Origin of the sequence: Pseudomonas zanjanensis (assembly GCF_014268745.2) — a bacterium.
Lineage (GTDB): Bacteria > Pseudomonadota > Gammaproteobacteria > Pseudomonadales > Pseudomonadaceae > Aquipseudomonas > Aquipseudomonas zanjanensis.
Map to the genome: position 1 here is coordinate 416837 of NZ_JABWRB020000002.1, position 22491 is coordinate 439327.

17 protein-coding genes and 1 pseudogene are annotated in these 22491 nt (G+C 59.5%); 12 read left to right on the top strand and 6 right to left on the bottom strand.

The genetic code is table 11. The features are described 5' to 3' along the window. Positions 1–55 precede the first annotated feature (55 nt). The 9 genes and pseudogenes from hmpA to HU715_RS27350 all read left to right on the top strand — a co-directional run bounded on the left by hmpA (position 56) and on the right by HU715_RS27350 (position 8490). On the top strand, positions 56–1237 hold the full coding sequence (gene hmpA / locus HU715_RS17705; protein WP_186705086.1) for an NO-inducible flavohemoprotein: 1182 nt from the start codon (positions 56–58) through the stop codon (positions 1235–1237). Between the two features lie 584 nt (positions 1238–1821). Further along, positions 1822–2331 carry a disulfide bond formation protein B gene (locus HU715_RS17710; RefSeq protein WP_186705087.1) on the top strand — a complete coding sequence of 170 codons (510 nt, stop codon included), beginning with the start codon at positions 1822–1824 and terminating at the stop codon, positions 2329–2331. A gap of 214 nt (positions 2332–2545) precedes the next feature. Next, entirely contained in the window at positions 2546–2773 is a 228-nt protein-coding gene (locus tag HU715_RS17715) for a hypothetical protein (protein WP_186705088.1), read from the top strand. Positions 2774–3107: 334 nt separating this feature from the next. Continuing rightward, positions 3108–4055, top strand: a complete 948-nt coding sequence (gene cyoA / locus HU715_RS17720) for a ubiquinol oxidase subunit II (RefSeq protein ID WP_186705089.1) — start codon at positions 3108–3110, stop codon at positions 4053–4055. Positions 4056–4058: 3 nt separating this feature from the next. Next, positions 4059–6089, top strand: coding sequence for a cytochrome o ubiquinol oxidase subunit I (cyoB, locus tag HU715_RS17725; protein ID WP_186705090.1), 2031 nt, complete (start codon positions 4059–4061; stop codon positions 6087–6089). A gap of 3 nt (positions 6090–6092) precedes the next feature. Then, positions 6093–6719 (top strand): cytochrome o ubiquinol oxidase subunit III, encoded by a 627-nt coding sequence (locus HU715_RS17730; protein ID WP_186705091.1) that lies wholly within the window; start codon positions 6093–6095, stop codon positions 6717–6719. Then, positions 6720–7055, top strand: coding sequence for a cytochrome o ubiquinol oxidase subunit IV (cyoD, locus tag HU715_RS17735; RefSeq protein WP_186705092.1), 336 nt, complete (start codon positions 6720–6722; stop codon positions 7053–7055). Between the two features lie 11 nt (positions 7056–7066). After that, positions 7067–7954, top strand: coding sequence for a heme o synthase (gene cyoE, locus HU715_RS17740; RefSeq protein ID WP_003178131.1), 888 nt, complete (start codon positions 7067–7069; stop codon positions 7952–7954). Positions 7955–8260: 306 nt separating this feature from the next. Further along, positions 8261–8490, top strand: a pseudogene (locus tag HU715_RS27350) (helix-turn-helix domain-containing protein). Positions 8491–8681: 191 nt separating this feature from the next. Here the strand turns inward: HU715_RS27350 and HU715_RS17745 are convergent. From HU715_RS17745 to HU715_RS17760, 4 genes are all read right to left on the bottom strand, one after another. Continuing rightward, positions 8682–9386, bottom strand: a complete 705-nt coding sequence (locus tag HU715_RS17745) for a hypothetical protein (RefSeq protein ID WP_186705093.1) — start codon at positions 9384–9386, stop codon at positions 8682–8684. Between the two features lie 121 nt (positions 9387–9507). Then, complete coding sequence (locus HU715_RS17750; RefSeq protein ID WP_186705094.1) at positions 9508–10251, bottom strand: DUF72 domain-containing protein; 744 nt, start codon at positions 10249–10251, stop codon at positions 9508–9510. Positions 10252–10330: 79 nt separating this feature from the next. Further along, positions 10331–11344 carry a sensor domain-containing diguanylate cyclase gene (locus HU715_RS17755; protein WP_186705095.1) on the bottom strand — a complete coding sequence of 338 codons (1014 nt, stop codon included), beginning with the start codon at positions 11342–11344 and terminating at the stop codon, positions 10331–10333. Between the two features lie 244 nt (positions 11345–11588). Next, on the bottom strand, positions 11589–12491 hold the full coding sequence (locus tag HU715_RS17760) for a LysR family transcriptional regulator (protein ID WP_186705096.1): 903 nt from the start codon (positions 12489–12491) through the stop codon (positions 11589–11591). A gap of 98 nt (positions 12492–12589) precedes the next feature. On the opposite strand from HU715_RS17760, the gene HU715_RS17765 reads away from it, so the two are divergent. Then, on the top strand, positions 12590–13765 hold the full coding sequence (locus HU715_RS17765) for an aspartate aminotransferase family protein (RefSeq protein ID WP_186705097.1): 1176 nt from the start codon (positions 12590–12592) through the stop codon (positions 13763–13765). Positions 13766–13918: 153 nt separating this feature from the next. Beyond that, positions 13919–14653, top strand: a complete 735-nt coding sequence (locus HU715_RS17770; protein ID WP_186705098.1) for a YiaD family glycine zipper/OmpA-like lipoprotein — start codon at positions 13919–13921, stop codon at positions 14651–14653. A gap of 296 nt (positions 14654–14949) precedes the next feature. Here the strand turns inward: HU715_RS17770 and HU715_RS17775 are convergent, their stop codons facing one another. Then, positions 14950–17685: an RHS repeat domain-containing protein gene (locus HU715_RS17775; RefSeq protein ID WP_225917653.1), complete on the bottom strand. Its 2736-nt coding sequence runs from the start codon at positions 17683–17685 to the stop codon at positions 14950–14952. A 24-nt stretch (positions 17686–17709) separates the two neighbouring features. Further along, entirely contained in the window at positions 17710–22038 is a 4329-nt protein-coding gene (locus tag HU715_RS17780; protein WP_186705099.1) for a SpvB/TcaC N-terminal domain-containing protein, read from the bottom strand. 227 nt (positions 22039–22265) lie between these two features. Here HU715_RS17780 and HU715_RS17785 point away from each other — a divergent pair, with 227 nt between their 5' ends. Continuing rightward, the gene (locus HU715_RS17785; protein ID WP_186705100.1) at positions 22266–22484 is read left to right on the top strand and encodes a hypothetical protein; all 219 of its coding nucleotides are present in this window, start codon (positions 22266–22268) and stop codon (positions 22482–22484) included. Positions 22485–22491: the final 7 nt, after the last annotated feature.

The following is a 22491-nucleotide window of genomic DNA, read 5'->3' on the forward strand; positions in this document are numbered from 1 at the left end:
CGGAAACTGATATGACATAAGCAACTGTTATCGATCATACGCCAGGAGTCACCCTATGCTCAGTCGAGAAGAACGCGCCATCATTCGCTCCACCGTGCCCTTGCTGGAAAGCGGTGGGGAGGCGCTGATCACTCACTTCTATCGCATGATGCTGTCCGAGTACCCTCAGGTCCGCCCGCTGTTCAACCAGGCTCACCAGGCCAGCGGCGACCAACCACGTGCCTTGGCCAACGGTGTATTGATGTATGCGCGGCACATCGACCAGCTTGACCAATTGGGCGACCTGGTGGCGAAAATCGTCAACAAGCACGTTGCCCTGCAGATCCTGCCGCAACATTACCCGATTGTCGGTGCGTGCCTGCTGCGGGCGATTGCTGAGGTGCTGGGCGAAGAAATCGCCACCCCCGAAGTGATCGCGGCATGGGGCGCTGCCTACAACCAGCTAGCGGATATCCTGATCGGCGCCGAAGCCGACATGTACGACAAGAAGGCCGAGGCGCTGGGCGGCTGGCGTGGCGAGCGCGAGTTCATCCTGGCGGCCAAGGTCCAGGAAAGCGCGGAAATCACCTCGTTCTACTTCGAGCCGGCGGACAAGGGCCCGATCCTGATGGCCGAGCCGGGCCAGTACATCGGCATGAAGCTCGTGCTCGATGGCGAGGAAGTGCGCCGCAACTATTCGCTGTCGGCCCTGGCGGACAATGGCCAGTACCGGATCAGCGTCAAGCGCGAGCCGGGCGGGCGGGTGTCGAACTTCCTGCATCATCATTTTGAGGTCGGCAGTCGCATCCAGTTGTTCCCGCCGTCCGGGGACTTCTACCTGACTGCCAGCGAAAAACCGTTGGTGCTGATCAGCGGCGGCGTTGGTATTACCCCGACCCTGTCCATGTTGCAGGCAGCACTGCAAACCGAGCGGCCGGTGCATTTCATTCACTGCGCACGTAACGGCCGCGTCCATGCCTTCCGTGACTGGATCGACGATCTGGCCAAGCGGCATCCGCAACTCAAGCGCTTCTACTGCTACGACGAAGACGACGGGGTAAGCCCGGCGGCGGACAAGGTGGGGCTGTTGAGCCAGGAGCAACTGGCGCAGTGGCTACCGGAGCAGCGTGACCTGGACGCCTATTTCCTAGGGCCGAAGGGCTTCATGGGCGCCGTCAAGCGCCACCTCAAGGCCCTGGGCGTGCCCGACCGGCAGAGCCGCTACGAGTTCTTCGGCCCGGCGGCGGCGCTGGAATAAGGTCGCGGCAAGCCGGGAGACCGGGTTGCCTTCATCGCGAGCAGGCTCGCTCCCACAAGGGATTTGCACAGGTCTGACGGCCAGCACAGATCCAGGGTGGGAGCGAGCCTGCTCGCGAAGACGTCGGCACATCCGACATCAATGCAGGCGGATCTACCGCTTTCGCGAGCAAGCCCGCTCCCACAGGGGAATTGCGGTGGACACAATTCCTGTGAGCACCACAAAAAACTGTGGGAGCGAGCCTGCTCGCGAAGGCGGTAGTACAGCCAGCTTATTCACTGACTGACCCACCGCCATCGCGAGCAAGCTCAGCTCCCACAGGGATTTGTGATGAGTACGATATCTGTGAGCAACCCGCAAACCCATGTGGGAGCCGAGCTTGCTCGCGATGGCGGCCGCAGCTCCACCCCTGTCCAACTGACCCGCATTAATCCCCGCTTAACCTTCTTGCGCTCTATTCCCTTCAATTGTCGACGCCCGCTGCTCGTTCACTGTCATGGTCAGCGTGTAGACTTCGGTACGTCCGATCGCGCGCCGGGTGTTGCGAGGCTGCGCGTCGATCCATACAGACAAAGGGAAACGCAATGAGTGAGGAAATGATGCGGCTGGGCCGCGAGCGGCGCTATCTGGTGCTGCTGGGGCTGATCTGCCTGGCACTGATCGGTGGTGCGCTGTACATGCAGGTGGCCCTCGGCGAGGCGCCGTGCCCGCTGTGTATCCTGCAACGCTATGCGTTGTTGCTGATCGCGATTTTCGCCTTCATCGGCGCCGCCATGCGCACCCGCCGCAGCCTGACGATCTTCGAAGGCCTGGTGGTGCTCTGCGCCCTGGCCGGGGCCGGTGTAGCCGGGCATCACGTGTACACCCAGTTCTTCCCCGCGGTCAGTTGCGGTATCGATGTCTTGCAACCGATTGTCGATGACCTGCCGCTGGCGAAGATCTTTCCGCTGGGGTTCCAGGTCGACGGTTTTTGCTCCACGCCCTACCCACCGATCCTGGGCCTGTCCCTGGCGCAATGGGCACTGGTGGCCTTCGTGTTGACGGTGGTGCTGGTGCCATTGCTGGTGTCGCGTAACCGCAAAACGCTTCGCTGAAACGCCTCAATGAAACGCCCCGGTTTCTCCCTTGGAGAGCCGGGGCGTTTTCTGTTTCACCCCTGAGCCGGAGCGTCCTTGATCCGAGGCAAGAATGACCTGCGACAACGTGCGACACGTTGTCACATATCTTGCGACGCTCAGCCTTTCCGACGGCGGTTAAACGCTCATTCCTGTAACAAAAAAACGTCTGGTTTCGCAGCCAGCGTCTCGCTTGCAGCAGGCATTTTTAACAGCGCGGCGTCAGGCGGCGCAGGCCCCTGAAAATGGGCGCTTGCCGGACAAAAAAGCTCTTGAGAATCGGCTCGAGCTGTCTAAATCGGGCGTAGTAGACCTACGTTTTTTGGGGTTCTTGTTGAGAATGAATTTCGATAAGATGCTGGCCCGTTGCAATATCAGCAAGAGATTGTTGCCGGATCGGATAAAAATTATTTCGGGATGAGACATGGTCTACAGCGCGTCACCTCACTACAATCGCCCGCACCGATTTTCCGACCCGGCTCAAGCTTGAGCACGAGAGTGGTCGAAGGGCGCCAGCGCCCCATGCGACCCCAGGTGTCGGTGCCTCCAACTATCCGCACCAAATGGAATTGGGCTTGAACTAGGCCTTTTGACCAACGAATAAGAACTCACTGCTGGCCCAGGATGTGTCGAACAGCCGCTGACGTTCGACGGGCAGCCCTTATTCAATCCAAGAAAATGCCAACCCTTGGCAGGGTGAAGTGTTGGCGATCAAAACCCAACTGCATTGCGCAAGCTGCTTTAGAGGTCGTGAGATGAGTAAAAACAGGTACCCCCGATTACTAGGCTTGTTGCCGCTGCTCGGCACGTTGCTGCTGGGAGGCTGCAACATGACCTTGCTCGATCCCAAGGGCCAGGTCGGCCTGGATGAACGAAACCTGATCATCACCGCCACGCTGCTGATGTTGCTGGTCGTTGTGCCGGTTATCGTCATGACCTTCCTGTTCGCCTGGAAGTACCGCGCAACCAACACCCAGGCCACCTACACGCCGAAGTGGTCGCATTCGACCAAGATCGAAGTGGCGGTGTGGACCATTCCGGTGCTGATCATCATTGCCCTGGGTTATGTCACCTACAAGTCGACCCACGCCCTGGACCCTTATCGTCCGCTTGAATCCGACGTCAAGCCGATCACCATCGAAGTGGTCTCGATGGACTGGAAGTGGCTGTTCATCTATCCGGAACAAGGCATCGCCACGGTCAACAAGATCGTGTTCCCGGCCCACACGCCGATCAACTTCAAGGTCACCTCCGACACCGTGATGAACTCGTTCTTCATCCCGGGCCTGGGCGGCCAGATCTATGCGATGGCCGGCATGCAGACCAAGCTGCACCTGATCGCCAACCAGAACACCGAACTTGAAGGTATCTCCGCCAACTACAGCGGCGCGGGTTTCACCGGCATGAAGTTCAAAGCGACCGCCACCACCCAGGAAGAATTCGACGCCTGGGTCAACGAAGTGAAGAAGGCACCTAAACAGCTTGAAAAAGCTGAATACGAAGCCCTTTCCAAGCCGAGCCAGAACAACCCAGTCGAACTCTACTCGTCGGTTACGCCGAACCTGTTCCAGACCATCATCGACAAGTATGAAGGGATGAATCCGGGCAAGCCGATGCACCACGAGAAGAAAGACAAGGAAGTGGCTCACAACATGGAAGGGATGGACATGAGCTCGCATTCAGCTGCCGGGGCAGAGGAGTAAACGATGTTAGGTAAATTAAGTTGGGAAGCGATCCCGTTCCACGAGCCGATTGTCATGGTGACCCTCGCCATCATCGCGCTCGGTGGTCTGGCATTGTTCGCCGGTATCACTTATTTCAAGAAGTGGACCTACCTGTGGACAGAGTGGCTGACCTCGGTCGATCACAAGAAAATCGGCGTGATGTACATCATCGTCGCCATGGTCATGCTGCTGCGCGGTTTTGCCGACGCCATCATGATGCGTACCCAGTTGGCCATGGCCACCGAGGGTTCGCCTGGCTACCTGCCGCCTGAACACTATGACCAGATCTTCACCGCCCACGGTGTGATCATGATCATCTTCATGGCGATGCCATTCTTCACCGGCCTGATGAACCTTGCAGTGCCGCTGCAGATCGGCGCGCGCGACGTTGCCTATCCGTTCCTGAACTCCCTCAGCTTCTGGCTGTTGGTGTCCGGCGTGGTGCTGATCAACGTGTCCCTGGGTGTCGGCGAATTCGCCAAGACCGGCTGGGTTGCCTATCCGCCGTTGTCGGGGCTGCAATACAGTCCGGGCGTGGGGGTGGATTACTACATCTGGGCGCTACAGCTATCCGGGTTGGGGACAACGCTGACGGGGGTCAACTTCCTGGCCACCGTGCTGAAGATGCGTACCCCTGGCATGAAGTTGATGGACATGCCGATCTTCACCTGGACCTGCACCTGGGCCAACGTGCTGATCGTCGCTTCGTTCCCGATCCTCACCGCTACCCTGGCGCTGCTGACGCTTGACCGCTACATGGATTTCCACATTTTCACCAATGAACTGGGTGGAAATCCGATGATGTACGTCAACCTGTTCTGGGCCTGGGGTCACCCCGAGGTGTACATCCTGATCCTGCCGGCGTTCGGTATTTTCTCCGAAGTCATCTCGACCTTCTCCGGCAAGAAGCTGTTTGGCCACCACTCGATGATCTACGCTTCCGGCGCGATCTCGGTACTGGGCTTCATGGTCTGGCTGCACCACTTCTTCACCATGGGCTCGGGGGCCAGCGTCAACGCCTTCTTCGGCCTGGCGACGATGCTGATCTCGATCCCGACGGGTGTGAAGCTGTTCAACTGGCTGTTCACCATCTACCAGGGCCGCCTGCGTTTCACCAGCCACGTGCTGTGGACCCTGGGCTTCATGGTGACCTTCGCCATCGGCGGCATGACCGGCGTCCTGCTGGCCATCCCGGGTGCCGACTTCGTGTTGCACAACAGCCTGTTCGTGATCGCGCACTTCCATAACGTGATCATCGGCGGCGCCGTGTTCGGCTACATCGCAGGCTTTGCGTTCTACTTCCCGAAAGCGTTCGGCTTCAAGCTGCACGAAGGTTGGGGCAAGGCAGCGTTCTGGTTCTGGATCTCGGGCTTCTTCGTCGCGTTCATGCCGCTCTATGCACTGGGCTTCATGGGCATGACCCGTCGCCTGAACGCCACCACCAACCCTGAGTGGGTGCCGTACCTGTACGTCGCCATGTTCGGCGCGGTGATGATCGCGGTCGGTATCGCCTGCCAGTTGATCCAGCTGTACGTCAGCGTGCGTGATCGCAAGAAACCGGAAAACATGTGCGAACACGGTGACCCGTGGAATGCCCATACCCTGGAATGGTCGACTTCGTCGCCACCACCGTTCTACAACTTTGCCGTGCTGCCGAAAGCGGAAACCATCGACCCGTTCACCGAAGCCAAGGAAGCCGGTACCGCGTACCAGGTTCCGGCCAAGTACGAGCCGATCCACATGCCCAACAACACCGCCACCGGTGTGGTCATGGGCGCACTGTTGACCGTGTTCGGTTTCGCGATGATCTGGCACATCTGGTGGCTGGCCATCGTCAGCCTGGTCGGCACCGTGGCGTATTTCGTGATCCATGCCGCCCGTGACGATCAGGGCTACATGGTGCCGGTGGATGTCATCGAACGCATCGAAGCCGAGCAGCACAAGCGCCTGGTCGCGGCCGGGAAAGTCCCCGCCACCGCCACCCGTGTTGAAACCTCGTTGGAACAGGCTTAAACCATGTCGAACTTAGTGACCAATGTTGGACACGCCCATGGTCATGACCATGGGCACGATGACCATCACCACGACTCGGGCGAGATGACCGTATTCGGTTTCTGGCTCTACCTGATGACCGACTGCATTCTGTTTGCGTCGATCTTCGCGGTGTACGCGGTGCTGGTTAACAACGTCGCCGGTGGCCCGTCGGGCCACGAAATCTTCGAACTGCCTTATGTACTGGGCGAAACCGCGCTGCTGCTGTTCAGTTCGATCACCTACGGCTTCGCCATGCTGGCGTTGTTCAAGGGCAAGAAAACCCAGGTCCTGGGCTGGTTGGCCATGACGTTCCTGCTGGGCGCCGGCTTTATCGCCATGGAGATCAACGAGTTCCATATCCTGATCGCCGAAGGCTACGGCCCTAGCCGCAGCGGCTTCCTGTCCGGGTTCTTCACCCTGGTCGGCACCCACGGCCTGCACGTGACCAGCGGCCTGATCTGGATGGCGATCATGATGTACCAGGTCCAGAAAAACGGCCTGACCGCCACCAACAAGACGCGCCTGAGCTGCCTGAGCCTGTTCTGGCACTTCCTGGACGTGGTGTGGATCTGCGTATTCACCGTTGTTTATCTGATGGGGACCCTGTAAATGGCTAACGCACATTCCCATGATGGCCATGACGCCGGCCACGGCAGCGTCAAGTCCTACGCCATCGGTTTCATCCTGTCGGTGATCCTGACCGTCATTCCGTTCGGCCTGGTGATGTACCCGTCGCTGCCCAAGACCCTGACCCTGTGGATCATCCTGATCTTCGCCGTGGTCCAGGTACTGGTGCACCTGGTGTACTTCCTGCACCTGGACCGCTCCGCTGCCCAACGTAACAACGTGGTCGCGTTTGTGTTTGCCGCGATCGTGATTGTCCTGCTGGTCGGCCTGTCGTTGTGGATCATGTTCAGCATCCACACCAACATGATGGCGCACTGAGGAAAGTCCGGATGTCACTGAAGCACTTTATCCAAATCACCAAGCCGGGGATCATTTTCGGTAACGTGCTTTCTGTGGCGGGCGGGTTTTTCCTGGCCTCGAAAGGGCATGTCGATCTGGCCATCTTCCTGGCGGCGATGATCGGCACTTCCCTGGTGGTGGCGTCCGGTTGCGTGTTCAACAACTGCATCGACCGCGACATCGACATCAAGATGGAACGCACCAAGAACCGGGCGCTGGTCCAAGGCCTGATTCCGGTGCAACTGGCCCTGGCCTTCGCCACGGTGCTGGGCGTGGCCGGCGTGGCGCTGCTGTACTGGGTGGCCAATCCGCTGGCGGCGTTGTTCGCGGTGATCGGTTTTGTCATCTACGTCGGCCTCTACAGCCTGTACCTCAAGCGCAAGTCGGTCCACGGCACGCTGGTGGGCAGCCTGTCGGGGGCGATGCCGCCAGTGATCGGCTACGTGGCCGTGAGCAACAGCTTCGACATGGCGGCGCTGACGTTGCTGGTGATGTTCAGCTTGTGGCAGATGCCGCATTCCTACGCCATCGCGATCTTCCGCTTCAACGACTACCTGGCGGCCTCGATTCCGGTGTTGCCGGTCAAGCGCGGCATCCGCGTGGCCAAGAAGCACATCCTGCTCTACATCCTGGCCTTCCTGGTGGCGACCTTGATGCTGACCTTCAGCGGCTACGCCGGCATGAGCTACCTCGCCGTCGCCGCTGCCATGGGCATGTACTGGCTGTACATGGCCTGGACCGGCTACAAGGCGGTGGACGATACGGTCTGGGCACGCAAGCTGTTCGTGTTCTCGATCTTCACCATCACCGCCCTGAGCGTCATGATGTCCCTGGATTTCAAGGTGCCGAGTGAGTTGTTGCTGACTTACGCGCCTTAAGCGCCAGAGCTGCAAAAAAAGCCCCGCCTTCGAGAGAAGCGCGGGGCTTTTTCTTGGGTGTTACTTCTGACTTTTGTGGGAGCGAGCCTGCTCGCGAATGCGGTGGGTCAGTGGAGCTGATGTTGACTGACACGGCGCCTTCGCGAGCAAGCCCGCTCCCACAAGGATTGCTGCGTATCCATTATTGCTTTATGAATGCTGGTCTGCTCTGGATGTTCGCTAAGGGAGAGTTGGGGAACCCGATCTGCGATCAAGGGAAGATGTCCGGCGCGCCATAGCAGCTGAGTTGAAAGTACGAGGTACCTTATGAAAAAGCGCGATCTGTTTGCCGAGATGATGCAAGGCGTCGAGGAGATGGCCGCTCACCGCGAGGGCAAGATCACGCTTAAGCCGTTTTCGCCAAGAGCATCAGGACCAGCCCGGGCACCCTTGGAAACTGGTAGCAGGAAAAGTCCAAGCCTAATGCCCAGGCGGCTTTGTTGATCAAATTGGTCGAGAAGTTTCTGGATATGGTCGAGCGGCTTGGTGCTGTTTGATCCGCTCATAGCCATGGAAAAGCCCCGCCTTCGAGAGAAGTGCGGGGCTTTTTCTTGGGTGTTATTTCCGCTGACGATGTTCCTGTGGGAGCGGGCTTGCTCGCGAAAGCGGTGGGTCAGTTAAGTTGAAGTTGGCTGACCGGACGCATTCGCGAGCAAGCCCGCTCCCACAGGGGAAACTCAACCTGGGCTTATTGCTGGGCGATGCTGTAGCCGTCGAACGCTTTCTGCTGTTGCAGCGCGGTGACGATGCTCTTGCGGGTGACCGGTTGTTCAGTGCCGTCGTTGTCCAGGAAGGTTTCGCTTTCCAGCTCGGCTTCTTCGCCTTCGCCGACGAAGTTGAAGCCGAGGAACTCGAAGGCTTCACGGTCGACGTTCGGCTTGGAGCGCGGCGTGCGCAGGGGCAGGGTGACGCTGATGCCGTCCTTGCTGATAACAAACACTTCGGCTTCCTTCTTGGGCCGCGAGGCCTTGCCCTTGCTGCCGCTCGGGTTGCTGATGGCCTGGTGAGTCTGGTTCAGCACTTTCAGGGCCAGGCCGTAGACCAGCTCCTGGAACGACGGGTCGTCTTTGTAGCTGGAAAGAATGCGGCTGATCGGGAAGCGGCTGCCCAGGTCTTCCAAGGCTGCAAAATCCGCAGCCTCAGCGTCCTTGAGCTGCTTGAGCTGACCCATCAACTCGTAGGCCTTGTCGTCATCGAACGCATCGTGGGCCTGGCGAATGGCGTTGCGCAGTTCGCGGATCTGGTCGCTTTCGCGGTTCGACTGGAACGCATCGAGGACCATTTCGCTGATGGTCTTGGCCTGGGGCAGATGCTGTGAAAGATTGATGGAGTTTTCGTATTCCGCTTTGGACGACAGGGTGACTACGGATTCAGCGGTGTTGGAATCGGACATTGAAATTTCACTACTTCTGTTAGCGGGATGAGGCGAGAAAGGCATTGAGCTTTTTTCCGGCCGCCTAATCTATTGGACGCGGGCGGTGTTGTCACGGTCGGAGCGGTGGCCGGTACGTATTTCATTCGCGCATCAGTTCCATCAGCCGCAATGCGTCCGGCGTTGCGGCGCCGCTGGCGGTGTTGTCGAAGATGCACCAGGTCGGCGTATCCGCAGCGCTCTTCAACTGTTGCGCGAGCTGCTTCAGCCAGGTCTCGTCATAAGGGGAATAGTAGATTCGCGGCGAGCCATGCAAACGGTAATAACGAATGCCAGGCCAGCCTGCCGGTAGATCGCCCCCCGATAAGGGGGACGGATCGGCAGCAACACGACCGATCCGCTCGTTCTCCAGCATCGCCATGGCCTGCGGCGCGAGCCAGCTCGGGTGTCGGGGTTCGAGAACCGCGGGGCCCTGATACCGATCCCGCAAAGCCTCGAAGAAGCGCTCGGCTTGGCTGTTGTCGAAGGCCAGTGATGGCGGCAATTGGATCAACAGGCAACCCAGTTTTTCGCCCAACTGTGAACACTGCCCAAGGAACTCATCCACAAGCCCCTCGCAATCGTGCAGTCGTCGATCGTGAGTGATCTGCTTTGGCACCTTGACCGAGAAGCGAAAGTCCGGCCCCACGCTGTCCGCCCACTTGGCGTAAGTGGCGGGACGATGTGGGCGATAGAACGAACTATTGATCTCCACCGCCGGGAAGCGTGCGCTGTAGCGCTGCAAATGGCTGCCTTCATCGGGAAACGCCGGCCAATGTGCCCTGGGCAACGACCAGCCGGCACAGCCCAGGAAAAGGTTAGGAGAGCGGGGGAGTCGAGTCGGCAACGTGGGAGACCTATCGCGGGGGGGATAAAGCTATGACCGCGACAAACGCCTCATGGGTTCATTCCTGGCAATTGCGGCTTCAGTGGCAGATCACGTTTTTGCCGGCCATCTTGGAGCGATACAACGCCTGGTCCGCCCGATCCATCAGGACCTCTTGCGTCTCGTCGTCGAGCCGCTGCACCACACCAAAGCTCATGGTGATCGGGAAGTCGCCCACCGGGAGCAGGTCGGACAGGCCTCGGCGAATGGTTTCAGCCATCAGGACCGCATCGGCCAACGACGTGTTTGGCAAGATCATGATGAATTCATCGCCGCCCCAGCGCACCAACAGGTCACCGTCGCGCTCGCAGCGTTTGACCGCCTGCACCACCTGCACCAGCGCTGCGTCTCCAAAGGCGTGGCCGTAGCGGTCATTGATGTCCTTGAAGTCGTCGACGTCCATGGCGATCAGCGACAACGGTTCGCGAAAGCGCTGGGCACGCTCACAGGCCAGTGGCAGCGCCTGCTCCAGGCGATAGCGGTTGGCGACCAGGGTCAAGGCGTCGGTTTCGGCGAGCCTGCGGTTTTCGTCGAGTTGGATCTGCAGTTGATGGTTGACTCGAGACAACTCGCGAGTGCGCTCTTCGATGATCGCTTCCAGGGATTTGTTACGCCGTTCGAGTTGCTCGAACAGGCGCTTCTTGTCGTCGATGCTGCGATGGGCACCGATCATTCGAGCGACGCTGCCGTCGGGGTTGCGAGCAATCACGTAACCGCGGTCTTCGATCCAGATATAGGAGCCGTCATGGGCCCGGCAGCGGTATTCGGCTTGGTATTTCGGCGACCGTTGTTCCAGGTAATCGTCGAACAGGGCCATCACCTGGGGATAATCCTCTGGATGGATCACGCTCTCCCAGGTCAACACGGTATTGCTCAGGGAATGGGGCGTATAGCCGAGCATGGTGTACCAGCCGGGGTTGCGATAGACGAACCCGGTATTGGCGTTCCAGTCCCAGATGCCGTCGCTGACCAGCTCCATGATGGTGTGCAGCACGCTTTCGTCCAGATCGGACAAATCGAACCGCAGCAAATCGATCTTCGAGGCGTCGTCCATCGTTGTTCCCTCAATCAGCCCTGATATCAAAATGCTCTTCAGGGGAGAAGAGTAGCCGATGGGGCTCGGCGTCACTAGCGGGCAGCGCTTCGGGTGAACGCCTGAACTGTGGCGAGGGAGCTTGCTCCCGCTGGGCCGGTCCGACGCTTCGGGCGTAGCAGCCCCAAAGCAGGGCTGCTTCGCGCCCCAGCGGGAGCGAGCTCCCTCGCCACGGGATTTATCCAACACTTATCGAGCACGCCCATCAGGGTTTGCCCCATTTCTCCAGCGCAAACTCGACAAAACTGCGCAGCTTCGGCAAACGGTAGCGATCCTGGGCGTACATCAGGCTCATCGGCCGATGGGGCAGTTGATAATCCTGCAGCAGCGCCACCAGATCCCCTTGCTGTAGATCCTTTGCCACCAGCGCGTCGGGCAGCATCACCACACCCATGCCGGCCAACGCGGCACGGTGCAGGCCCGAGGAGCTATTGATCAGCATCGGCCCGGTCACTGGGACTTTGATTTCCCCTTCCGGACCGTTGATCGGCCAGTGTTCCTGGGCGAAGCGCCATTCGTCACCAGCGGAATAGGCAAACGACAGGCAATCGTGGTGTTGCAGATCATCGGGCTTTTGCGGCGTGCCTTTGCGCGCCAGGTAAGCAGGGGCGGCACAAATGGTCAGGGTGTAGTCCACCAGCGGACGCACGATCAATTTCGGGTCGGGAAGGCCGAGGCGGATGGCGACGTCGAAACCATGGTCAAGCAGGTCCAAGCGCTGGTTGGTCAGTACCACGTCGAGTTTGACCTGAGCGAAGCGCTGGCTGAATTCGGCCAGGGCCGGCGCGAGGCGTTCGGTGCCGAAGGTCAGCGGCGCGGTGATGCGCAGGGTGCCGGTGGGCTCGCCTTGGGTCTGTTCGGCCAGGCGTTCGGAATCGGCCACCAGCCCCAGCACTTCCAGGCAGCGCTGGTAGTAGGCCGAGCCGAATTCCGTCAGGCGTTGGCGCCGCGTCGTACGATTGATCAGGCGCACGCCGAGACGTTGCTCCAGCGCGCGAAGATGATTGCCCACCATGGTGGTGGACATTTCGCAGGCATGGGCCGCCGCTGTCAGGCTGCCGGTCTCCACCACTTTCACGTAAACGGTCATTGCCTGGAACAGGTCCATTATCAAGCTCAGCTTATAGATGATTGAAGTAAAGTGGCATTTATCCATCGAGGGTGGCTAACCATACTGGAAAAAACCACCCGATGGAGCTTGATGCCATGACCGCTGCCTGCCTGATGACCACTTACCAACCCCTGGCGTTGAATTTCACCCATGGCTTGGGGACGCGCCTGTGGGACCAGGACGGCCGCGAATACCTCGATGCGGTGGCGGGCGTGGCGGTGACCAATGTCGGCCACTCCCACCCGCGGCTGGTGGCTGCCATCAGCGAGCAGGCCGGCCTGCTGTTGCATACGTCCAACCTGTACAGCATCGACTGGCAGCAGCGCCTGGCGCAAAAACTCACCCGGCTGTCCGGCCTGGAGCGAGCGTTTTTCAACAACTCGGGCGCCGAGGCCAACGAAACCGCGCTGAAACTGGCGCGCCTCTATGGCTGGCACAAGGGCATCGAGCAGCCGTTGGTGGTGGTCATGGACAACGCGTTCCATGGGCGCACCTTGGGCACTATGTCCGCCAGTGACGGTCCGTCCGTGCGGCTGGGCTACAACCGCTTGCCGGGGGACTTCATCAAGGTGCCGTTCGGCGATCTCGCGGCGCTGGAACAAATCCAGCAGGTTCACGCCGAGCGCATCGTCGCGGTGCTGGTGGAGCCGATCCAGGGTGAAAGCGGCGTGCAACTCGCCCCGCCGGGTTACCTCAAGGCCTTGCGGCAGCTGTGCAGCCGGCGCGCCTGGCTGCTGATGCTCGACGAGATCCAGACCGGCATCGGTCGCACCGGCCAGTGGTTCGCGTTCCAGCACGAGGGCATCGTGCCGGACGTCATGACTCTCGCCAAAGGCCTGGGCAACGGCGTGCCCATCGGGGCCTGCCTGGCGCGGGGCAAGGCTGCCGAGCTGTTTACCCCCGGCAGCCATGGCAGCACGTTCGGTGGCAATCCGTTGGCCTGTCGGGTCGGTTGCACGGTGCTGGACATCATCGAGGAACAAGCGCTGGTGGAGAACGCCAGGCATCAGGGCGAACAGTTGCTGGGCCGGCTGCGGACCGAGCTGGCGGACAATCCGAATGTGTTGGCGATTCGCGGCCAGGGCTTGATGATCGGCATCGAACTCAAGCAACCGGTCCGCGACCTGACCCTTCGCGCCGCCCAGGACCATGGCCTGCTGATCAATGTCACCCGGGGCCAGACCATCCGCCTGCTGCCGCCGCTGACGATCGATGGGCGCGAAGTGGAGATGATTGTCAGGGGCGTGAGCCGCTGTCTGGCGCAGGGTTGAGGGTACTTCGCCCGGACGACGGATTTTTGTCCGGCAGCCGGGCGAAGCGCGACGCAGCGGGACGGAATTTTTAACGGTTGTCGCGTTCCAACGCCTGCCAGAGTCGATTGCCTACACTTTGGCAACCAGACTGAAAATCTCAGGAGCATCTTCATGTTCACCTCGCGTCGCTTGATCGTTGTCGCTACTGCCGTGGCCTTGTTGTCCGGCTGTGCGTCGCCTAACCCCTATGACAACCAGGGCCAGGCCTCTACCGAATCGTCGGGCATGAGCAAAACCGCCAAGTACGGCGGCCTCGGTGCACTGGCGGGGGCGTTGGCCGGTGCGGCCATCGGTCACGATAACCGTGGCAAGGGCGCCTTGATCGGCGCGGCGGTGGTGGGGGCCTCCGCGGCCGGCTACGGCTACTACGCCGACCAGCAGGAAAAGAAACTGCGCGCCAGCATGGCCAATACCGGTGTTGAAGTGCAGCGCCAGGGCGACCAGATCAAGCTGATCATGCCGGGCAACATCACCTTCGCCACCGACTCGGCGAACATCGCGTCCAGCTTCTACCAGCCGCTGAACAACCTGGCCAACTCCCTCAAGGAGTTCAACCAGAACCAGATAGAAATCGTCGGTTACACCGATAGCACCGGCAGCCGCCAGCACAACATGGACCTGTCCCAGCGACGCGCCCAGAGCGTGGCGACCTACCTGACGTCCCAGGGCGTGAGCGGTGCCAACCTGTCGGCCCGTGGCGCCGGCCCGGACAACCCGGTGGCGAGCAACGGCGACGTCAATGGCCGTGCGCAGAACCGTCGGGTCGAGGTCAATCTCAAGGCTATTCCTGGGCAGCAGTACCAGGCGCCGCAGCAGCAGGACCAGACTTACCAGCAGTATCCTTGATCGCTGGGCTGTAGGTGAAAAAGGTGTAGACCTATTTCAGGACTAGACACTTCATCTAGTCCTGGTGTCACGCTTGCTTTCCTTGCAGCTCTTTCATTGACGATCAGTTTACTATTTTGGAATTTGGTTAGCGCTTATGGGATAAATCCCCTCGCCACAATGGGGGGGCGATCAACTGAGGCAAATGGCCAAACTGTTTTTAGCGGAAAAATCTACTTGTTAAAAATCAGTAGGTTGTAATTTGTTCCATGAGAGCTTGCTCCGGCTCGGCTGGGAGCGGAAGGTTTCTAATGCCCTCACGCCGCCATTGTTCGAGCTCGAAAGCGTGCCAAGAATCCTGGTGATATCGGTCTTGCGGCAGCGGGGGCTTCAAGATTTGCGTTGGCGATTGGAACGGCGGTGCAGGACTCAACTTTGCGGTAGGCTCCAATCGGTTCGACATCCACGATAAAGTCGGTGTACTTTCCGTTCGTCTCTTTCCTGACCGCCAAGGCTTTCAAACCAAAATCTTCCATGACTCTCTGTGTTGTTTTGCCATTTGGTGTACTCCAAAAGGCATTGAATAACTCAGCAGAGCCGCTCTCCAGCGACTTTGTTTTGTTTAGCGTTTCGGCATTTATCACTTTCGATCGTCTGATCGTACTGGGTAAATGGCCAAAAAAATTATTTTTTTCAGCAACAAGCCGATATTGGTGTCGAGCCACATCATTCGCGAAAATTTTGCCGGAGTCGGCGTATTTAAAGTTTTGCTTGAACTCCCATTCATGCTTATTGAACACATTGAAGTATTTGCTCGGTTCCTGCAGGTCGGTCACTTTTGGGGTCGTTTTGGCAATGAACCCTAGGACGATTTTATGATTGAACTGTTCGGCGATACGTTCCGCCCTGCCTTGCGATTCTTTATCCACCTTGGCTAAACGACTGCCCAGATCATCGACCTCATACGAAATGAGAGAGGTCGGTTTGTTATTCTCGATGCGCAATGCAAGCGTTTCGTTCGCAATCGGCGACTTGAGCTCTGAGCCGTCCGCCAAGACAGGTGCCAAGCCTGCGATATCGCGCAATACAATAGGGCAGTTCTTGACCATGAGATACAAATTCAAGCCATCCAAGGTTCCGCTGGGATCCGGATTAACCCACCGTTGCAACCACGTCGCGTAATACCTGAACCCATAATAATAAAGCCCCGTCGCATCCCGCTCTTTCCCTGAATAACGCACGGTTTTGTAACTCGCCTCCACGTCATCGCGCCCGGCAAACCAGGCCGTACCGCCATACGGATGATACGTTTCGCGGCTGATCACTTGGGCATCGCTATCGAGTTCCAAACTGCTGGAGCCCAAATGGTCGGTCAAGTTGTAGCGGTATTGGTCGTTGGAAATACCGGAGGGCGGTGGCGTTTCCCAGTGCAGCACCTGCATGGCACTGCGTCCGGCCTGCACGCAGATCACCTGCAACACTTCACCCGTGCCCGCGTGGGTACGGATTTCCAGACTCGGTAAATAACGAACTTCCGAAATCAGTGAACGGGCGTTGGTTTGGGTCGAGCGGACCTTGCGCCGTCTCATCCCGTCACCACCGTAGAGGTACAGTTCGCGATCATCATCAGCACTTTCACGCTCGACCGGTCTCACCTCGCGCAGTTGATTACGCAGGTCCCAAGCCATCGTTTGTCCTGGTTGCAACTCCAGCAAGTTTCCATTGCCATCAAACGCGGCGGCGATTTCCGCTTCGGTCGGTGGCTGGCCGTTGCGCTCAGGCAGGCAGCGGTTGCTATAACGCGCCGCCCTCAGTTTGCGGCTGTGGCCTTGCGGGCCGACATGGACCAGTTCCAGCAAGTTGCCACCGGCGTCGTAGTGGTAGGTTTGCTGATAGTTGGCGACGGCGCCCGGATCGTCGAAACGGTTGAACCCTGGTCCGCGACTGGCTGCTCCAGCCTCCCAGCCGGTGGCCTTGATCAGTTGATCAAGGCTGTCGTAGCTATAACGGTTGATCGGTTCAACCCGCTGGTTGGCGAAGTAGCGGATCGGCAGGGCATCGTCTCTAATGCTCAGGACATTGCCCACAGGATCGTAGTCGTAGTGCAGATCCTGCAGCGGTTCGCCGGCACCGCGCGCGGCGCGCAACTGAAGAAGGCGTCCGTCCTCGGCCCGGTAAGTCAGTGTGCTGACCACACCGTTACCGGCGGTTTCCTGCTCAACCTGGCCGTAGGCGTTGTAGGCAATATCACTGACCAGCGTCTGAGGCGTGGTTCGACTGCTCAGTTGCAGATGGCTGGCGAACAACTGCCCATCGACGGTGTAGTCGAACAGTTGCCGATTGCCCTTGGCATCGGTCTGCTCCAGCACATCGCCCAGCGGGTTGAAGCGTGTTGCGCTGGTGGCCGCTTGGGCCATGGGTTCCAAGAGGGCATCGCGATCGGGCACAAGCAGCGGCCAATCCGGTGCGGCCAGCGCTTGCAGGAATCGCTGGGTTTGCTCGAGGACGCCACCCGTCAGTGCGTATTCCTCCAAGGTCTGGGTGCCTGCCGGATCGTCGTGTCGGATCAATTGGGCGCATTGGTTGTGGGCGGCGAAATCATCATCGGCGTTGGCATACTCGTAGCGTTCGGTGCAGCGAGCCTCTTCGCCTTTGCCCTGTTCGAGGATGGCCAAAGGACGGAGCAGATTGTCGTACTCCAGCCGCCGTTCGGTGTACCGGCTGTCCCAGGTGTGAACAAGCTGATCGCCATCGCCGAACAGGCTGATCCGCTCACCCGCATCGACGCTGAGCGAACCCAGCACTTTGCCGGACAACGAATAGTGGTTGGATAAATTAGCGGGCGCATCTTCAGAACTGAGAGTCCCTAGCCTGGGATCCCACTGTTTGACCAGGCGCCCGATGGCGTCGTGAGCGCTGCGGTTGACTCGTTCTTCGGGTTCTGCTGCTTCGATGGCGCGGCAATAAGCGACTGAACGCACATCGAGCCCGCGTGGGTCCACCACCATTAGGGTTGGTGTGTGGACGTGAATGCTGGCGGTAAACCTCGACATGCTCAAACCTCTTTTAACCTTCAACTAGGAAGCTAATAGACTCGGCGGATTCCCCAATGAAGACTCTTCCAACGTATCGTTCTCATCCTCCGAAATCCCATACCACCCCAGATACCGCTGACGCCGCCAATACCCCATGGCCGTCACGGTCAACGTAGGCCGCCCGAGCGGATCGTAGAATTGCTGGTCGCAATGCCCGAAACGGCGGAACGATTCGTCCTTGATGTAGCGATGGCCATCGGCGAAGTAAGGTCGATAAACCCGCACCGCCAGGCCCTTATTGTTGTACTCGACCCGTTCACTGACTCGCCAGCGCTCGATGGCCGGGGCGGTGACGGGCTGGTCGCCGTCCAGCACGAGGGTGCCGTCGTCGGCGATTTGGTAGGCGTTTCCCGGCTCGACCTTTTGCTTGCTTTGCAGGACGCGGCCAAAGCCGTCCCAGCACTGAACGGCGATGCGGATCTTGCGCTCGGGGTTGTCCGGGAGCTGCGGGTAGCGGTCGGCTTGCAGAGTCACCGCGTGGACCGGTTCCCCGTCGCGCATCCAACTGAAAGGGTCGCGAAAGCAGGCGCTGGCGGCGCCTTGCAAGGCGGCCTCCGGATCGGCAATGGCTTCAGTGGGAGAGCGGGTGAAGGGTTGGTGCTCGTCCAGTGGGTCGGAACCTACGTTTTCGCCGCGCTCGGTCCCGTGGAAACTGCTGACTGACAGTTCGCCAAAGCCGTCATAGCGGGCCTCTTGGATGTTCTGGTTTGGGTCGATGATGCGACGGGGCAACAGGAACCGGTAATCCGTATTGACCACGCGGGTGCTGCAGCCGTCGGCGGTGGTGACACTGAGGGGCAGGCAATAATAAGGATCGAAGCCGATGTCCGTTGGCCCCTGGCTTTGGGTGGCTCGGCTGCTGATGACGCGATAGAAGCCTTCCAGTCCGGCATAGGTCATGAAGCCCTTGCGGATCGACCACAACACTTTGTCCGGTTCCGTCGGCAGCTGGGCGGGCATGGGGTGATAGCCGAGTTCGGGCAGCCGGGCATCCAGTTCCTCGGGACTGAGCACCGACGCATAGGCCTGCAACGCAGTTTCATCCAATTCGGCAGACTCAAGGTAGTCGGCCAAGGCCTCGAAGCTGGCTTCTCCCGCTGGCAGGGTTTGGCCTTCCTCTTGGTACCGTTGCTCGGACAGGTGGGCCAGTTCCCGCTGGAAAGGTTCGCCGGGCGGTGCATTGAGGCGATCGAACATCGCCTCATGGGAAATATCCTCCGGCCCCAACACGGCCTTTGACAACACCAGCGCATTGCCTCGGGATAGATAGGGCAGGCCCAGACGCCAGGCTTGCGGATCGTTGTCCAGATGAATGAACTGAGCGCGGTTTTCGCTCAGGTAGTAAAAACTCTGCGCGTCATCGTGGGAAGCGCACCACCAGGTTTGTTCGTGGTCTTTATCGAACGGAGGGTCATCATCGATGTCCTTGCGCCGGGCATAGGCGACGGTTACCTCATGGATCAGTCCGCCGTAACGATCCCAGGCCAGACTGATACGGTGGTGGCACAGCGGGTCGTCCGGCAGGCGCTCGTAGGTATAGGCAATCGACTCCAGTTCCAGCGGTTGCGTCCTGCAATAGGGTTGGTCGTCACCCCGTGTTTGCCACAAACGTACGGCAAGGCGTGACTGCTGCACCGAATAGGGAAGGGGTTGCAACGGGGCGAACACTTCGACCCGCAGCGGCATGCCGGCCATCGCATAGGCCATGTCATGCCAGGTGTCTTCGTCAGCGTTGCTGATAATTTCGTCCGGCTCGCCGTCTTGCGGTGCCAACAGCAGCGCCGGGCCGAGGGGCTTGGCCACGCGGTCTGATTGGTCGTAATCCAGGCCCGGTAGATCGGGGGTACGACCGGTATGGAACCAACTCTTGCGCAGCACCGGCGCGGTAAAACCGGCCTGTCGCTGTTCGTCACCGGCGGTTTCGCTGTCATTTTGCATCACCAGGCCAAAGCCACGGAACTCGCGCTCCTGGCCGTCATAAAAGCCTTGGCGATACTCGAAATGTTGGGTCAACAGGTTGCCGGTGATTTCATCCTGTTGGGTTTGCCGTGACACCAGCGGCATCGGAAACGGTACATAGCTGGCAACTTCCGCGTCCGCCGCCCGTCGTTCCTTTTTCTCATCCAGCCACTCATGGACCGAGCTGCGGTAAAACACTTCCCCAACCGCCCCCATATTGTTGTTTGTCCGGTGCAGCAGATACGGCTTGGCCTCGACAAAGTCGCAGCGCCAGTGCCGGGGCTTCATGTGCGGTACGGTCAGCACGAGGCTCGAACAACCCAGCCCTTGCAAATCCGCGGCGCTCACTTGGCATAACCGGTCGTAACGCACGCCCGTCGGCCAGGGCAAAATCCGCGGGTTGGTTTCAAAACCCATGCCGGTGCGGTTCATGTAGATCTCGGCATGTTCGCTGGTGAGGTAGATCAGGTCAGCGGCGCCGGAACCGTCCAGGTCGGCGAGCAGAATCCGCGAGGCGTCGAAGGACTTGTAGGTATAGTCCAGGGTTCCCAGAAGAAAACCCGGGTCGAAATGGCCATGGCCCCGGTTGGGCCAGCACATGATTTCGTTGTGGCGAATGCGCACCAGATGCTGCTGACCTGTGCCCAATACATCGCTGAACGCCACCAGTTCGGTCTGTGCCTGGCTCAATAAAGGCAGGCGATCCTTAGGTGCGGCTTCGATGCGATGCGGCACATCCAGGCCCTTGGCGAAACGGCCTTCGCGGCGATTGGCATACAAGCGCACGCTGCGTGGCCCGATCAGCGCCAGGTCGGACAGGCCGCCGCCCACCAGGTCGGCCAGTTGGCTTTGAGGATGAAAGAACTCCCGGGGGAAGGCCGCAGAGGTAACGAAATTCGACCAGCTGCGATCCGGGTTGAGGGTAAAAAAGCCGCTCGCACCGGGTTGCGCCATGACCCAATCCAGACGGCCATCGCCGGTGAGGTCCATCAGTGACTGGCGAACCGGTTTGCGGCTGTCCATCACGGGAATCGCATCCAGTCGTTGCCACTCGTCGTAGACCACCTCATCGGCCGTTCGCGTCGGTTGAGCGCGGAGCGGCTCGCGGTAGTACCAGGCCTTGTCACTGCGATAAAGCACGCCTGGAACACCCTCGCCATACAGGTCGACCAACTGGTATTGCTGGCCGTCGTTGAGGCCGGGCATGGCCTCGAACTGTTGATACTGGGCGTCGTCGGTCTTGAACGGCGAATAGTCGAACGCCACTGGCGGTCGCGATTCGATTTGCCCTTGTTCGTCATAGCCTTGTTGGTGCGCGGCGGATAGCAAGTTGTAGCCCAGGTCGGTGGTCTGATATTCGAAGAGCAGGCGTTGCACCAACAGCGGATCGCTGCCCAGTTCCGCAAAATTGTGGAACATCAGCACTTGCCGACACAGCCGCAGGTTACCCAGCAGGAAGCCATAGCCGTAGGTCGCGAAAGGATCGCTGCGCACCGGCCACGTACCGACTGGATCGTAGGTGGGGATTTGCTCCAGCCCGGTGTCGCGCTCGCCGTAATCGAAAATCAGGTCGAAGTGCCATTGCGCCTGTGCCAACTGCTCTGGCACCCAATGAAAGAGGTGGGCATTTGCCTGCGCATTGCCATAGCGCACCCGGCTCAAATAGCACTGGGCGCGGAAGTCGCGTGGCGTATCGGTGGGCATGCCGGCATGATCTTCGCCGGCATACTCGTAGAGGATATGTTCGCCGCGGGCGTTCATGGTTTCTTCCAGCAGCCATTCGCCAACGCGTAGGGCGTCTTCCACGTCCGTGCTGCGTGACGATGGGTTGAAACCGTACAGCTGCAAGCTGCCGTCGGCTCCGTGGATCAGCCAGAACCCTGGGTAGTCATCCGCTGAGCGCCAATGTTCGATACGCTCGAACGCGCCCTCGATACGCGGAAAATAACGTGCGACCTGATAATCGATGCCCAAGGCCAGGTCTCGATAGGTGCTCACTGTCGTGCGAATGATTTCCCCGGCGCTGTTGCGCTCCGGCATCCAGACGGTGCCATCGGGGCCCAATATGACATCGTCGTCGGTGTAATCCGGAACCCCCTTGCTGGTCCGTCGTGCCACGCAGCCCAGGGACAGCGCCCAACCGATCCCGAACAGGCTGTTACCGACGCTGCTGCCGTAACTGAGTTGCAGGGTGGGGGCGTAGCCGCGCCCAGGAGAAATTGGCAAGGGCAGGTCGAAGGACGCCTTGCCGGTGGCTCCGACGCCACCCCAGCCTTTGCCGACGCTCTGGATGGCGCCGCCGCCCTTGGGCAGGGAAGGTAGTGTAACGCTCAAGCGTTCCTGCTGGTCCATCGCCGGGCTCCGAACGGGTGTGCAGGTGCCCAATTTGGCGCGAACCGGCGCGCCTATCTACTGTCAGGATTGACAGTTGCCTAGTTGTTAATGGAATAAGAAAACGCGGCGCAGGTTTATTTCGTTTTGCATAGGGCGAAGCGTAGGTAGGCACCAGGCTGGTGTAAATAACACCGTCCAAAACCGGCGAGTCGTTGACTCTGTGCTCTGTGCAGGAAGGTCATGTTTTGATCGCTGATCGTGGTTTCGTCAACCGACGGAGCGTCAATGACGTACTTGATAATGGTGGCGACGTTTTGGTTCGAATGAACCTGAGCAGCCTGCCGCTGACGAACGAGGCTCTCCAGCAATTCCAAGCCGGCCCCAGTCAGGAACTGGCAGGCCTGGCGATGAACAGATCCACTTCAACCGCTTATCTAAAACCCACGGCGACCTGTAAGTCCTGACAGTAGC